Source organism: Kingella pumchi (assembly GCF_022288825.1).
GTDB lineage: Bacteria > Pseudomonadota > Gammaproteobacteria > Burkholderiales > Neisseriaceae > Kingella_D > Kingella_D pumchi.
Map to the genome: position 1 here is coordinate 39,453 of NZ_JAKOOW010000006.1, position 13,995 is coordinate 53,447.

At 57.6% G+C, this 13,995-nt stretch carries 12 protein-coding genes; 6 read left to right on the forward strand and 6 right to left on the reverse strand.

Annotated elements, in window-relative coordinates; translation table 11 throughout:
- Positions 1-56: 56 nt before the first annotated feature.
- The 3 genes from MB824_RS01585 to MB824_RS01595 all read right to left on the reverse strand — a co-directional run bounded on the left by MB824_RS01585 (position 57) and on the right by MB824_RS01595 (position 3,942).
- On the reverse strand, positions 57-1,850 hold the full coding sequence (locus MB824_RS01585; protein WP_238745281.1) for an aminopeptidase P family protein: 1,794 nt from the start codon (positions 1,848-1,850) through the stop codon (positions 57-59).
- Positions 1,851-1,868: 18 nt separating this feature from the next.
- A complete protein-coding gene (locus MB824_RS01590; protein ID WP_238745283.1) occupies positions 1,869-3,368 on the reverse strand; it encodes a peptide MFS transporter in 1,500 nt (499 codons plus the stop codon).
- Between the two features lie 343 nt (positions 3,369-3,711).
- On the reverse strand, positions 3,712-3,942 hold the full coding sequence (locus tag MB824_RS01595) for a hypothetical protein (RefSeq protein ID WP_238745285.1): 231 nt from the start codon (positions 3,940-3,942) through the stop codon (positions 3,712-3,714).
- A 7-nt stretch (positions 3,943-3,949) separates the two neighbouring features.
- On the opposite strand from MB824_RS01595, the gene MB824_RS01600 reads away from it, so the two are divergent.
- From MB824_RS01600 to MB824_RS01615, 4 genes are all read left to right on the forward strand, one after another.
- Positions 3,950-4,786, forward strand: a complete 837-nt coding sequence (locus MB824_RS01600) for a symmetrical bis(5'-nucleosyl)-tetraphosphatase (protein ID WP_238745287.1) — start codon at positions 3,950-3,952, stop codon at positions 4,784-4,786.
- A gap of 156 nt (positions 4,787-4,942) precedes the next feature.
- Positions 4,943-5,398 (forward strand): hypothetical protein, encoded by a 456-nt coding sequence (locus tag MB824_RS01605; protein WP_238745289.1) that lies wholly within the window; start codon positions 4,943-4,945, stop codon positions 5,396-5,398.
- Positions 5,356-5,754: a protein MIGRI gene (locus tag MB824_RS01610; RefSeq protein WP_238745292.1), complete on the forward strand. Its 399-nt coding sequence runs from the start codon at positions 5,356-5,358 to the stop codon at positions 5,752-5,754. The genes MB824_RS01605 and MB824_RS01610 overlap by 43 nt, the downstream gene beginning before the upstream one ends.
- 89 nt (positions 5,755-5,843) lie before the next feature.
- Positions 5,844-6,428, forward strand: a complete 585-nt coding sequence (locus tag MB824_RS01615) for a hypothetical protein (RefSeq protein ID WP_238745294.1) — start codon at positions 5,844-5,846, stop codon at positions 6,426-6,428.
- 283 nt (positions 6,429-6,711) lie between these two features.
- Here the strand turns inward: MB824_RS01615 and MB824_RS01620 are convergent, their stop codons facing one another.
- Both MB824_RS01620 and MB824_RS01625 read right to left on the reverse strand, forming a co-directional pair.
- Positions 6,712-9,261 (reverse strand): prolyl oligopeptidase family serine peptidase, encoded by a 2,550-nt coding sequence (locus MB824_RS01620; protein ID WP_238745296.1) that lies wholly within the window; start codon positions 9,259-9,261, stop codon positions 6,712-6,714.
- Positions 9,262-9,389: 128 nt separating this feature from the next.
- Positions 9,390-10,580 carry a porin gene (locus MB824_RS01625; RefSeq protein ID WP_238745299.1) on the reverse strand — a complete coding sequence of 397 codons (1,191 nt, stop codon included), beginning with the start codon at positions 10,578-10,580 and terminating at the stop codon, positions 9,390-9,392.
- Positions 10,581-11,245: 665 nt separating this feature from the next.
- Between MB824_RS01625 and asd the strand changes: the two genes are divergently transcribed.
- Positions 11,246-12,367, forward strand: a complete 1,122-nt coding sequence (gene asd / locus MB824_RS01630; protein ID WP_238745301.1) for an aspartate-semialdehyde dehydrogenase — start codon at positions 11,246-11,248, stop codon at positions 12,365-12,367.
- A 114-nt stretch (positions 12,368-12,481) separates the two neighbouring features.
- Positions 12,482-13,339, forward strand: coding sequence for a hypothetical protein (locus MB824_RS01635; RefSeq protein ID WP_238745303.1), 858 nt, complete (start codon positions 12,482-12,484; stop codon positions 13,337-13,339).
- Positions 13,340-13,422: 83 nt separating this feature from the next.
- Here the strand turns inward: MB824_RS01635 and MB824_RS01640 are convergent, their stop codons facing one another.
- A complete protein-coding gene (locus tag MB824_RS01640) occupies positions 13,423-13,983 on the reverse strand; it encodes a hypothetical protein (RefSeq protein WP_238745305.1) in 561 nt (186 codons plus the stop codon).
- Positions 13,984-13,995 lie beyond the last annotated feature (12 nt).

Sequence of the window (13,995 nt, forward strand, 5' to 3'; positions counted from 1 at the left end):
GCGGGCGTAAAAAAGCAGCCTGAAAGACGCTTTCAGGCTGCTTTGGGCAGATGGTTTTAAATCGCTTGGGTGCGCTCAATCAGCCAGGTTTTGGCTTCGCCTTCGGTGAGCGGTTCGAGCTTGGCGCGCACGGTGGCGTGATATTGGTTGAGCCAGGCGGTTTCGGCGTCGTTCAGCAGGGATTTCTCAACCAGGCGGGTGTCGATCGGGCACATGGTTACGGTTTCGAAATACAGGAAACGACCGAACTCGGTTTCTGCCGGCTGCGCCACGGGGCGGCTGACCACCAGGCTTTCGATGCGGATGCCCCATTTGCCCGGGCGGTAAAGGCCGGGTTCGTTGGACGTGATCATGCCGGCTTTCATCGCGTGGTGCGGCGAGAGCACCGATGCCTGGTAGGCAATCAGCTGCGGGCCTTCGTGAACGTTCAGGAAGTAGCCGACGCCGTGGCCGGTGCCGTGGCCGTAGTCGCATTGCGCCTGCCACAGCGGGGCGCGGCAGATGGCGTCCAGCATCGGCGCTTTGGTGTCTTCGGGGAACACGGCGCAGGCCAGGGCGATGTGGGCTTTGAGCACCAGCGTGAAATCGCGTTTTTGTTCGGCAGTCGGCTCGCCCACGGACACCACGCGGGTGATGTCGGTGGTGCCGGTTTTGTACTGGGCGCCGGAGTCGATCAGCAGCAGGCCGCTGCCATCGAGCGGGCTGAAGGCTTCGGGCGTGGCGCTGTAGTGCGGCAGGGCGCCGTTTTCGCGGTAGCCGGCGATGGTGCCGAAGCTGGGAGAAACATAGGCTTCGCGGCGGCTGCGGTGCTCGATGAGCATATCGCTGACATCCAGTTCGGTGAGTTTGTCGCCGGCGGCGATGCGGCGCTCGAACTCGGCGAAGAAGCCGCACAGCGCGGCACCGTCCTGAATCATAGCTTGGCGGATGTATTCGACTTCTTTGTCGGATTTCACCGATTTGAACAGGGTGCTGGGGTTGATGTGGTCGATCAGGCGCACGCTCTCGGGCAGGCGGCCGACTACCGATACCGCCACTTTGCCCGAATCGTACATCAGGCAGCCTGAAAGGGCGGACACGGCATCAGCGGCATCGGCATAAGGCGCGGTGGCGATGCCGGCTTCCTGCAGCCAGGCCTGTTCGGCGGCGCCGAGCTTGGCGCTGTCGATAAACAATACGGCGCGCTCGGCATCAATCAGCAGGTGCGACAGGAACACCGGGTTGTAATCGACGTCGCCGCCGCGCAGATTGGTGATCCAGGCGATGTCGTCGAGCGAAGACACCAGATGGTGGTCGGCGCCTTTGTCGCGCATAAATTGGCGCACGCGCGCCAGTTTTTCGGCGGCGCTCTCTTCGGTATAGACGGCTTCGTGGATGAAAACGGGCGCATCGGGCAGCGCGGGACGCTCGTTCCAAAAGCCGTTAACGATGTCGTCTTCCAGCCGCAGGGTGATGTTTTTGGCGTAAAAGGCAGCCTGAAGCTGCTTCAGGCCGGCGGCAGAGAGCATGTCGGGCGCGATGCCGGCGGCGGCGTTTGCCGGCAGCACTTCGGCCAGCCAGTCGATATGGGTGCGGCCGAAGCCGAGTTTTTCCAAACGGATGCCGCTGCCGGCCAGTTGTTTTTCAGCCTGCTCCCAATAACGGCTGTCCGCCCACAGGGTGGCTTCGTTTTCGGTTACCGCCAGCGTGCCGACCGAGCCGGTAAAACCGGAAACCCAGCTGCGGGTCTGCCAGTGCTCGGGCAGGTATTCGGAGAGATGGGGGTCGGCGGAGGGGATAATCCAAGCGTCGAGTTGGTGCTTTTTCATCGCTGCGCGCAGGGCGGTGAGACGTTGGGCGGGAGTGGTCATTGGGTGTGGTCCTTTCGTTTAATCGAGTTGGTTCATCATCCGGTTCAGGAAGGGCGAGCACAGCAGCATCACGGCGCCGGCGGCCAGCCCGATGGTGCCGAGCATCATATAGAAGCGCTCCTGTCCCAGCGCTTCGTAATAAGTGTGGAACAGCTTGCCGCCGAGCGTGAAGCCCAGCGAAAACGCCAGGTAATTTAAGGCGACCATCTGCGTTTTAAAGTGCGCGGGGGCGATTTTTGTAATCAGCGACATCGAAATCGGCGAAATCAGCAATTCCGACACGGTAATCGCCAGAATCACCAGCGAAAACAGCATCAGCGGCAGCGGCACGCCGGAATGGACGTAGGGCACGAAGCACAGATAAGACGCGCCCACGCCCAAGAGCGCCAGCGAAAACTTGACCGGCGCTTTGGGCTGGAAGCGCCCCATTTTGCTCCACAGCGCCGCCATCACGCCCGAGAGCGCAATCACCCACATCGCCTGCAGCGACGCGAGCCAGCCCACCGGAATTTCGAAGCGGCCGCTGGCTGGATCGACGCCCAGAGCCGTCAGCGGCGCCCAGCCGCGCAGCCACTCGGGCGCCACCACCTGCCGCAGCACGGTTTTGTCGAAATACACCGTTACCGAAGTGTAAACCTGATACCACAGCGCCCAAAACACGCACAGCGCGGCAAACAGCGGAATATAGGCGGCGATATGGCGTTTTTCGCCGGCGCTAACTTTGCGGTTGGCCAGCAGAAACGCGAAATACAGCAGCGAAATCGTCAGCACCAGTATGCTGAGTACCGATGAGAAATTCTGCACGTTCAGCACGTCGGCACGCACCAGCAGCACCACTGCAACGACGGCTGCCAGCACCAGCCCCAGTACCAGATTGCGCCGGCCGGCCGGCAGCGGGTTGGGCACTTCGCTTTTGGGCAGCCTGCCGCGCCCGCGGCCGTACTGCCACAGGCCGAAGGCCATGCCCACCGCCGCCGCGCCGAAGCCGTGGTGGAAACTGTAGTTTACCTGCAGCCAGCCGGTGAGCAGCGGCCCCAGCAGCGCGCCGATATTGATGGCGATATAGAAAATCGAAAAACCCGCGTCGCGCAGCGGCCGGGTGTCTTCACTCTCATACAGCGAGCCGACCATGGTGCCGGCCGACGCCTTCACCCCGCCGCTGCCCGCGCCAATCAGAATCAGGCCGCCCACCAGCCCCGCCACACCGGGCAGCAGCGCCAGCACGATGTGGCCGGCCATCACCACCACGCCCGACCAAAACAGTGTGCGCTCGCTGCCCAGCACGCGGTCGGCCAGCCAGCCGCCGCCGACGGTGGCCAGATACACGCTGCCACTGTAGGCGCCGACCACGGCGCCGGCCAGCGATTCGTCGATGCCCAGCCCGCCTTTGTCCGCCGCGTAATACAGGTAGATCATCAGGATCGCCTGCATCCCGTAAAACGAAAAACGCTCCCACAATTCGATATGGAAGAGATTGGAAAGCTGCGGCGGATGGCCGAAAAACTTTTTCTGCGTCATAGATGGTGGCTCCGGCGGCTTTCAGGCAGCCTGAAAGCATGAAAACGACAAACCGCCGCAACGGGCGGAACGGACGGCGCTGCCGCCGCCAACCCACCCGGCAGCCTGAAAACGCTTCGGCCGGCGGCGGGGGAATCTTCAGCGGCAGCACGGCTTTGCCCCAAGCGGCCGTGCGGTACGGCTGCTGGGAAAACCGTAACGCACTTTAACCCAAACTAACACATCCCGCAAGGCAGCCTGAAAACACGGATAGCGCCGTTTGCCGCAGCCGCCGCTGCCGTTAGCGCCAAATTCAGATCCGGCAAAAGCAAACTTTTCAGGCTGCCTGCCCGTCCCAACCCTTTCAGGCTGCTTTGCCCGGTTCAATCCATCCGCAAAGCAGCCTGAAAACCCGGCAACGCATCCAAACAGCTGCCGCGCAGTTTGGCAGAAAGCCGCCCTGCCGGCGATTAAAATGCCCAACTGCCGCCATAGACATGCCGCAAATACGCCGTTTGCCGCGTCCGGCGGTTTCGCCGGCCAGTGCTTTTGCCTTAAAATTGCCCCATTGCAAACCACTTTTTCCGGCGGGCATTTTCCTTATGACACATTACGCAATCGGCGATATCCAAGGCTGCTACCGCGAGCTGCAGGCGCTGCTCGCGCTGATCGGCTTTGAGCACGGCCGCGACACGCTCTGGCTCACCGGCGACATCGTCAACCGCGGTCCGCAGTCGCTCGAAAGCCTGCTGTTTGCCATGCACCATGCCGACAGCGTGCGCATCGTGCTCGGCAACCACGATTTGCACCTGCTGGCGCTGTGCTACGGCTTCGGCAACCCCAAACGCCACGACACCCTCGCCCCCATTCTCCAGCACCCCAACCTGCGCCGTATGCGCGACTGGCTGCGCGCGCAGCCGCTGCTGGTTGAAGACAAGGGCTATCTGATGGTGCACGCCGGCATTCTGCCGCAATGGAGCGCCGAAGAAGCCAAAACGCTGGCGGCGGAAGTCGAACACGCCCTGCGCGGCCATCACCCGCGCCGTTTTTTCAACCATATGTACGGCAACTCGCCCGATGCCTGGTCGCCCGATTTGACCGGCTATCCGCGGCTGCGGCTGATTACCAACGTCTTTACCCGCATGCGCGCACTGCATGCCGACGGCTCACTCGATTTCCGCTTCAAAGCCACCTACGGCGACATGCCGCCCGAGCTGCACGCCTGGTTCGACGCCCCCGATCGCCGCCATCTGAGCCATACCGTCGTGTTCGGCCACTGGTCGGCGCTGGGCTACTGCAACGACCCGCAAAAACGTATCGCCGCCCTCGATACCGGCGCCCTGTGGGGCGGCTGCCTGACCGCGCTCGATCTGGACAGCATGCAGGCTTTCCACCAACCCAGCTTCCAAACCCCGCACCGCCACGCACCGGCAGCCTGAAAACCGGACGGCACCTTTCAGGCTGCCTGCCCGCCGGTTTACATTATGCAAAGCAATGTCAAACTCTCTAAAAAAGCAGCAAAAAACCGCCGCCCGGTTTGACAAGCCCCCGCCGATTGGTTTTAATCCGCCGCTTTCCGATGCAGGAGATTTCCGATGAAACACACCACCCGCCATATCCTTGCCGCCATGCTGACGGCCGCCGCCCTGCCCGCCCTGGCGGCAGAAAAAGCCCTAACCCCGATTGCCGACAACAACGAGCTGAGCATCGACAAAAAAGTCGAAGTCGCCTACAGCTGCACAATAGACAAAAAAACCGTGCCGATGACCGTAATGTACGGCATCAAAGGCAACGACATCATCGTTGCCCAAGTGAAAGTTGACGGCAATATTTCTCCCGGCCTGTTCCGCGTACCCGATGCCAACAACCTGCTCAACATCTACCAAAGCGCCACCGCCGACGGCACCATGTGGACCACCCTGCCCGCCACCCCCGCCACGCTGAAGCAGACCGACGGCGGCAAACTTTCCTACCGCAACGGCGAAAGCAACACCATTATTCTCGACAAATGCCGCTTGGACAAAGCAGCCACCGCCAAACTGAAAAACTAATCTCCGGCCACCCGCGCCCGCCGGCATTCCGGCATCTTTACCGCCACACCGCGGCCGCCGCCGCATTCCCGCTCCAATGCCGACACGCCATCAGGCAGCCTGAAAAACGGCGCAGCGGCCGCAACCGCCCCGTTTACCCGCCTATTTTGCTTTCAGGCTGCCTTTCTTTCCGCCAGCTGCCGATGAATCCCCGCCTGTTTCTGCTGCTGTTCGCCGCCGCTATCCTGCTGCTGCCGCGCCTGCTCAAACCGCACCGGCGACGCGCCATCCACCGCCGCGCCGTCCAGCTGGCATTGTTGTTACTGGTTTGCGCCACACTCTCGGCATTGTGGACGCTCTACAGCCGCTACGGCTGATCATCGCGTCGGCGCCAAAGCCGCCATTCAAACCACGCCGTTTGGCAGGCAGCCTGAAAGCGCCGCGCCGCCTGATTCGGAGACCGCACATGAAAAAAACCGCCCTTCTTGCCTTATTGTCCGCCCTACCCTTTGCCGCCCATGCCTTAAACTGCGACAGCACCAAGCCTGCCGCCAACTGCAGGCAGCCTGAAAACCTGGTGCACGCCGTATCCGCAGCTACAGCAGCACCTGAAGACGATATCGACGCGCTGTGGCGCCAAAGCGAAGCGTGGTCAGAACGCAGCCGCCGTAGCGACTGGTTCGGCAGCGACGTCGATATGGATGAGCGTGCCGCCGCTTCGGCACCCGCCGCCAAAACCGCCGGTTCCGCGGAAAAACCCGCAGCAGCCACAGCCGCCAAAACCCAGGTCAAACTGCGCCAGACTGCCCTTATCAATAAACCGGCGCGGGTGGTGAAAGTGGCACAAGTTACCCCCGCCAAACCGGTGCTGTCGCGCCGGCAGGCGCTGGAGCAGGAAATCCGCCGCGAAAAAACTGCGCTTAAAAGCGCCGAAGCCGCCCTAAGCGCCGCGCGCAGCAAAGGCGACAGCAGCGCCGCCCAACGCTTCGCCCTGCAAATCAACGACCGCCGGCTGAACATCGCCGCCATGGAAAGCGAACTGCGCCGCTGACCTTGCCGCCAAAACTCCCTTGCACCAAAGCAGCCTGAAAACCGCCCATCCGATTTTCAGGCTGCTTAGTTTCGGCATAATGCAAGGGCGGCGGCAACAAAGCCTGCCCGCCCAAGCAGGCGACAAGAGCGGTGGTTTGGCACCGGCGGCAATCTTGGCGCCGTGCCGAAGCCGAACTGCCAAAGTTCCCGCGCCCTAAACTGTTCCCGATAAAAAGGCAGCCTGAAAACCGTTTTCCGGGTTTTCAGGCTGCCTGCAGCTTTATCTGCGGGAGCAGACGGGGCTATTTTTTCGCCTTCTTATCGGCTGCCGGCTGCGGGCTGTCGGGAATCGGCGGCAGCGACTTGATGCCCATTTCGTGCAGGATAAAGGCGAATTTTTCCTTCATCTCGCGCTTGGTTTCCGCACGGGTGTTGTCACCGTGGCCGTGGCGCTCGGCGGCATTCAGGAACACCGGCCGCATGCACGACTGCTTCTCCTGCAGGATGGCGGCGAATTTATAGGAATGCGACGGCACCACGCGGTCGTCGCGCTTGGACGTCATCACCATGGTGGAGGGGTAGCAGACGCCGTCGCGCACGTTGTGATACGGCGAGTAGGACAGCAGTTTCTGGTACATCGCTTTGCTGTCTTCGGCCATGCCGTACTCGTTGATCCAGTAGTCGGTGCGGTACATTTTGTCGTGGCGCAGCATATCGAGCACGCCGACTTCGGGAATGGCGACACGGAATAGGTCGGGACGCTGAACCATGGTCGCGCCGACCAGCAGGCCACCGTTGGAACCGCCGGAAATCGACAGGTAGTCTTTGGAGGTATAGCCTTCCTTAATCAGGAATTCACCGGCGGCGATAAAGTCGTCAAAAACGTTTTGCTTGTTGAGCTGCTTGCCCGCGTCGTGCCATTTGGAACCGTACTCCTTGCCGCCGCGCAGGCCGGCGGTGGCGTAAACGCCGCCGTTCTGCATCCAGGCTGCGGCTGCGGTGGTGAAGTTGCCCTGGTAGGCATCAACGTTGAAACCGCCGTAACCGTAGAGAATGGTCGGGTTTTTGCCGTCGAGTTTCAGCCCTTTTTTGTGGCTGATGATAATCGGCACCATGGTACCGTCTTTAGACGGATAGGATACGGTGCGCATTTCGTATTTGTCGGCATCGAAAGGAATGGTATCGCGGCGTTTGACGCCGAAGAATTTGTCTTCTTCAACGTTGTAGCGGTAGGTGGTGGTCGGCGTTACCTTGTTTTGGTAGTAGAACCACACATAGCGCTTGTAGTCTTTTTCGTTGGCCGCAAGCGTGCCTTTGGGGCGGTTGTTTTCGGCGTCTTTGTCGCCGGAGTCGTAGGCGGTCAGGCTGCTGATGCTGCCGCCGGCAACCGGGGTGATGTCGCGGACGAATTTGCCGTTTTCGTCAAACAGTGCCAGCGAATCGTAACCGGCAGAGTAATACTGCATCAGATAATGGCCGCTTTGGTACACGCCGGCAGTCAGGCGGTGGTTTTCGCGCGCGGGAATCACCACTTCGCGTTTTCTCTGCGGACTGCGGATGTCGATTTTCAGAAGTTCGCCAAATTCGGAATTATCTTCGGAAATCACATAGATATAATTGCCATCCAGGCGGACGAACTTGGCGGCGGTATAGTTGGTAAACGCATCCGCTTTGTTGATTTTGTCGTACATCTTGCGGTTGTGGATCTGAATCCAGCGGCCGGTTTTCAAATCCTTCAGCAGCAGGGTGTTGCTGATGCTGCCCAAAGAGCCCTGCACCATCAGATAGCGGTCGTCTTCAATCCAGAAGCTGTCGGGCGTCATGTCGTAGTCCGACGCCTTCATAATAATAGGGTCGTTGAACTCGTTTTTGTCCATCCGGTGCAGCATCAGATCCGTCCAGCCGCCGTGTGAGCGGACGTAATACAGATTGTTGTTGTCTTTCCACTCCAGCGGATAGCCGTACGTGCCGCCGGCATCCACCACATGGATATTGGTGGTGATGTGGCGGGTTTTCAGGGTTTCGGTATCGAGCACATACAGCTCTTTGTGGTCGGTATCCGAAGCGCCGTCGCGGGTGGCGTAGGCGAAATATTTGCCGTTGCTATTGAGTGCGTAGTTGACAATCTGGGTATAGCCGTCTTTGGAGAGTTCTTTTTCGTCGAGAATGACTTGGGATTTGCCGTCGGCGCCTTTTTTGCTCAGGCGGAAATAGCCGTCGGGGTAGCGGGCGTAATGGAACTTGCCGTATTCGCGGTCGAAGTCGAAATACAGGTATTCGTAGTCCATCAGCTTGTCGATGCGTTTGCCGATTTCCTGGATATAGGGGATTTTGTTCAGATAGTTGTGGGTGGCTTCGTTTTGCGCGTTCACCCATTTATCCACTTCGCCCTGCTCGTTGTGCACGGTTTCCATCGCATTGCGCAGTTTTTCGCGCTCGGGGTTTTCCCACAGCGTGCCGAAATAGTTGCGCTTGCGGTCTTCGCTAGTTTCGTAGCGGTATTCAGGTTCGATGCGCTCGACATCTTCCAGCCAGCGGTATTTGTCCACCAATACATCGCCGTAGTAGCGGTCGATGCCGTCGTCTTTGCGTTTGAGCTTGCGGATATCGTGATCGACCGTGTTATTGCGGCCGTCCGAGCGCAGGCCGGGATCGCCGTATTCGCCGGTTTCAAAGCGGTCGATTTCGTCTTGGCTGGTGCGGGTTTCGGGATAGCCGTAATGGGCGGCATAGGGATTGGCCGTTTTGGCGGCAGGATTGGTACCGGTAGCCGTATCAGCGCTGGCGTACTGGCTCAGGCACAGGCCGGAAAACGCCGCAGCCAGCACCAGGGATAATTGTTTTCTTTTCATGAATTTCTCCGCAACAAGTCAGATACCGGGAAACAGCACGCCTTTACGCTTTCAGGCAGCCTGAAAGCTGCCTGAAACGGCTGTTTCCGGTTTTGATGCAAATGGGTTTTGCAGATGCGCGGGGCGCTTTAGAAGGTTACCGAAATACCGGCGGTCAGCTCGCGGCGCTGGCGTTTGGAGAACAGCTCGCCGTCCACGTAGTTTTTGGTGTTTTCAAAATCTACTTTGCCGTATACGGTAACGTTGTCGCGCAGATCGTAGTCCGCTTTCAGATAGTAGCGGTTACGTTTGATTTTCGGGAAGATGTACTCTTCGTTGGCGGCGATAAAGTCAGGATCCTGCCAGCCGGCATTCAAGTTGAACGCACCAACCGATCCGGCTGTTTTTTTAGTGTTTTGCACACCATAGCCTGCGGCCATTTTGAAGCGCGGAGTGAAAGCATACTCGGCTTTTACGCCGTAGAAATTGCTCTTGGCTTCGCCCAGCGTGGCGATGTCGATTTTTTCCTTCTCTTGGCCGATATCGCCGGCCACAGTCAGATCGCGGTATTTGTACTCAACCGAACCGGCCACGGCGTGTTTCTTTTTAGATGTCCAAGTGGTAGTGGTATTCGGATTGCGTTTGCTTTGGGTGTAGCCGGCGGCAAAACGCACGCTGTGATCGGGAGCGATACGCAGGCGGTAAGACGCGGAAATACCGTTACCGCGGATTTCGTTGGTGTTGTCAGTTTTGCGTACGTCGTCTTGGGAAGGGAAGAGATGATAGGCGCTCACCTGCAACTCAGGCACACCGGTGTAATCGACGCGGATAGAGGAATTGCCGAAGTATTCGAGCGGGTAGTAAGTATCGGTGCGGGTAACATAGCCGGAGTGCAGGAACTGCTTACCAAGGGTCACGCTACCGAGATTGCGCCAATCCAAAGCAACATTAGCGGCAGAAAGGTTCAAATCGTTTTTGTAGTAACCCAGCTGCACGGTGGCGGTAGCACGCACATCTTGGTTGATACGCTGCTGGCCGCGAATCTGCAGCCAAGAAGATCCCCGATCAAACCCTAAGCGTGCACGTCTGTCGGAATTCTCAACATCATGCCCTGCCTGCGCGCTTTCCCAATCGGAAATATCATAATTGTAGTAATAGCGGGCAGAGTCGTGTTTGTAAGTAAATTTGTTGTGTTTTTTGCTGAACTGGGCAGTTACGTTCCCGCCAAAGTCCACGGTCAGACCGTCCTTGCTGTAGATATTGTAGGCAGCCTGGGCAGTCATCGGGGCGGCAACCGCGGCGGCTGCGATCAGGCAGGTGTAGAGCTTGGTATATTTCATGCAATAGTCCTTTGGTGGTGATTCGTTTAACTTGTACTGTTAAGGTTTGGTCGATTTTTGCAAAATCGGCGCAAATATATCCGCAAGATTTGGTAAAGCACAAGAATCTGCGACAAATTTTACAAACAAAATTGACGTTATTTTCAATTTTATAACTTAAATTAACATTTATTAACTTTAAACCACCCAGAGTTAAACCAATCAAACAACCAAAAATGGTTTTCCGCAGTCATTAATATCGAATTAAACCATTTAAAAACAATAAAATAAGTAAACTTCAGGAATAAACCGCAAACAATTACCAAGTCAAAGCAAAATAATTTCCCAAAAAGCTACAATAAAGCAATTAAACACCAATTTATCTAAAACCCAACATTAAAATAACAGCAACACCAAACAAGCCAATTTTTTCCACCTTGCACCATCAGCAAGATTCCGCGCCATCCGACACGCACAGTTTCGCATCCAGTTTTGTTAATTTACGTTATATTCGCCGTCAAACGCCGGTTAACTCCCCACCCGATCGGCAATTTTCTAGCTCGAAACTGTCGTTTTGCGGTTTTTCAGGCTGTCTGAAAGCCTACGGCTGCGAAGAGCGCCTTACTTTTTCCGTTTAAAGGTTTACAATGCCCGCTTTTTGTCTGGTTTTCCAACAGGAGCACATAATGAAAGTAGGATTTGTCGGCTGGCGCGGCATGGTCGGCTCGGTTTTGATGCAGCGCATGCGCGAAGAAAACGATTTTTCCCGCATTCCCGAAGCATATTTCTTCACCACTTCCAACCCCGGCGGCGCGGCGCCCGATTTCGGCCAGGCAGCCAAAACCCTGCTGGATGCCAACAACCCGGCCGAGCTGGCCAAAATGGACATCATCGTTACCTGCCAGGGCGGCGACTACACCAAATCCGTGTTCCAGCCCCTGCGCGATTCCGGCTGGAACGGCTACTGGATCGACGCCGCCTCCGCCCTGCGCATGAACGACGATGCCATCATCGTGCTCGACCCGGTTAACCGCAACGTCATCGACGAAGGCCTGAAAAACGGCGTGAAAAACTACATCGGCGGCAACTGCACCGTTTCCCTGATGCTGATGGCGCTCGGCGGCCTGTTCCAAAACGGACTGGTCGAATGGGCTTCGGCCATGACCTACCAGGCCGCTTCCGGCGCCGGTGCCAAAAATATGCGCGAACTGATCCAGGGCATGGGCGCCATCCACGCCCAAGTGGCCGACGAAATCGCCAATCCTGCCGGCGCCATTCTCGACATCGACCGCAAAGTTTCCGACTTCCTGCGCTCCGACACCTACCCCAAAGCCAACTTCGGCGTGCCGCTGGCCGGCAGCCTGATTCCGTGGATCGACGTGGATTTGGGCAATGGCCAGTCCAAAGAAGAATGGAAAGGCGAAGCCGAAACCAACAAAATCCTCGGCCACGTCAGCGACAAACGCACCATTATCGAAGGCCTGTGCGTGCGCATCGGCGCCATGCGCTGCCACAGCCAGGCCATCACCCTGAAGCTCAAGCAAGACCTGCCGCTGTCTGAAATCGAAAGCCTGCTCGCCGGCGCCAACGACTGGGTGAAAGTCATCCCCAACACCAAAGAAGCCAGCATGCGCGAGCTTACCCCCGCCGCCGTAACCGGCACCCTGTCCACCCCCGTCGGCCGCATCCGCAAGCTGGCGATGGGCGGCGAATACATCAGCGCCTTCACCGTCGGCGACCAGCTCTTGTGGGGCGCCGCCGAACCCATCCGCCGCATGCTGCGCATCGTGCTGGGCAATCTCGACTAAACGGCAAACGGCTTTTCGCCGGCCAAAACGCAAAAGGCAGCCTGAAAACGAAAAAACCGTTTTCAGGCTGCCTTTAAAACCAGACGAAACCGGCAAACACAACAAGGAAACACCATGCGCGAGAGCGAAGACTATTACGGCTACGGCAACTACGACGACGGTATGCTGCATCTGCTCGATACGCCTTCGTGGCGGCCGATAAGCGACAGCCTGATATGGGTCAAGCACACGCTGCTGCTACTCGGCGGCAGGCTGCCCCAGTGGATTTTGGCGATATTGCTGATGATTTTCAGCACTGCATCCATAATGTGGGGATTGATGATTGTGCTGTCCGTACCATATATAAAAAACGCAATGAACCAGCATGAATGGTGGGCTGGCGTGCTGTCGGTTGCGATATTTTTATTTATACAGGTGCTGCCCCTGCTTTTTGCAGCAGGATTGGTATCAATAGCGGCCGGCGTGTCGGAAGAGCGCTCGTTTGTCTTCGGCCGCCTGTTTAGTGGGTTTGGCGAGCAGAAATGGACATTGGTCAGACTGCACCTGTTTTGGCTCTTGGTGGCATTTGCCTGCCTGATGGCCATCGGAAAACTGGGCAGCCAGCCAGCCGGCACCGGCGATGAAATCATTTGGTTGTGCGTCGGCCTTATTCTACTGTTTTTCCTGTGCAACTGGATGTCGCTGCCGCTGATTATGCTGCAAGGCATGCCCGCTGCCAAAGCCATACAGATGAGCCTGAAAGGCAGCCTGAAAAATATTGTGCAGTTGAGCGGCTTCCTGCTGATAATACTTGTGCTGGCATTTTTTTTATTAGCGTTGTTTACAGTAAAAATGGGGGAAATGGTAAGAATAGAAAATAACCTAGGAATTGTGGTCGGCTTATTGGTGTTTTATGCCGTCGTGTTTCCGATACTGCCGGTTATCAGCTATGTCTCCTACCGCAATATCTGGACAAACCGGCCGCTGACATAAACCGCCGGCATGTCCGCCGCCAAAGCCAAAAGCAGCCTGAAAACCGTATTTGCGGTTTTCAGGCTGCTTTTTTGCCCGCTTGCTCAGTTCTGCTTTTGACACTGCGCCTGAATCCAAGACCAATAACGATCGCCCATGTCTTTACCCGCTTTCAGTTTTGCTGCCTGGTCATCGCCGGTTTGCGGCAGGTTCAGCAGTTCCGCCAGCGCACCATAGGTGCGGTCGGTAGCGAGCAGCATCAGATGGCGCAAAACACGGTTTTTACGCAAGAGCGTATCATCCGTCTGCCCGCCCGTTGCAAGCTGGTGCAGGACGGTTACCGTTTCACTGTCCAGCACCGCCAAATCTTGGGCGATATGCGCGGCGGGACGGGCAGCAACGTATTGCTCGGCACGTTCCAGCTGATAGCGGTAAAAACCCCGGGTGTCCGCATACCGCAGCAGGCAGGCCGTGTCTTTTTTGCCTGCCTGCGCCATGCGCGGATTCTTCTGCAACATCTGCTTAGCAGATTCGCCAAGGTCTGTAATTTGCACCGACACATCGGCAAGTTGCCGAGCCTGATGCTGCTGTTGCACAGTCAGCTCGGCAAGAGCGGTACGGCTGCCGGCCAATAAAGCCAGAACGGCAAGAATAATGGGCTTCATGTTTTTTCTCTC

Coding starts and splice junctions, on each gene's coding strand:
- MB824_RS01585 (WP_238745281.1), bottom strand. CDS start 1,850: ATGACCACTCCCGCCCAACGTCTCACCGCCCTGCGCGCAGCGATGAAA.
- MB824_RS01590 (WP_238745283.1), bottom strand. CDS start 3,368: ATGACGCAGAAAAAGTTTTTCGGCCATCCGCCGCAGCTTTCCAATCTC.
- MB824_RS01595 (WP_238745285.1), bottom strand. CDS start 3,942: ATGCCCGCCGGAAAAAGTGGTTTGCAATGGGGCAATTTTAAGGCAAAA.
- MB824_RS01600 (WP_238745287.1), top strand. CDS start 3,950: ATGACACATTACGCAATCGGCGATATCCAAGGCTGCTACCGCGAGCTG.
- MB824_RS01605 (WP_238745289.1), top strand. CDS start 4,943: ATGAAACACACCACCCGCCATATCCTTGCCGCCATGCTGACGGCCGCC.
- MB824_RS01610 (WP_238745292.1), top strand. CDS start 5,356: ATGCCGCTTGGACAAAGCAGCCACCGCCAAACTGAAAAACTAATCTCC.
- MB824_RS01615 (WP_238745294.1), top strand. CDS start 5,844: ATGAAAAAAACCGCCCTTCTTGCCTTATTGTCCGCCCTACCCTTTGCC.
- MB824_RS01620 (WP_238745296.1), bottom strand. CDS start 9,261: ATGAAAAGAAAACAATTATCCCTGGTGCTGGCTGCGGCGTTTTCCGGC.
- MB824_RS01625 (WP_238745299.1), bottom strand. CDS start 10,580: ATGAAATATACCAAGCTCTACACCTGCCTGATCGCAGCCGCCGCGGTT.
- asd (WP_238745301.1), top strand. CDS start 11,246: ATGAAAGTAGGATTTGTCGGCTGGCGCGGCATGGTCGGCTCGGTTTTG.
- MB824_RS01635 (WP_238745303.1), top strand. CDS start 12,482: ATGCGCGAGAGCGAAGACTATTACGGCTACGGCAACTACGACGACGGT.
- MB824_RS01640 (WP_238745305.1), bottom strand. CDS start 13,983: ATGAAGCCCATTATTCTTGCCGTTCTGGCTTTATTGGCCGGCAGCCGT.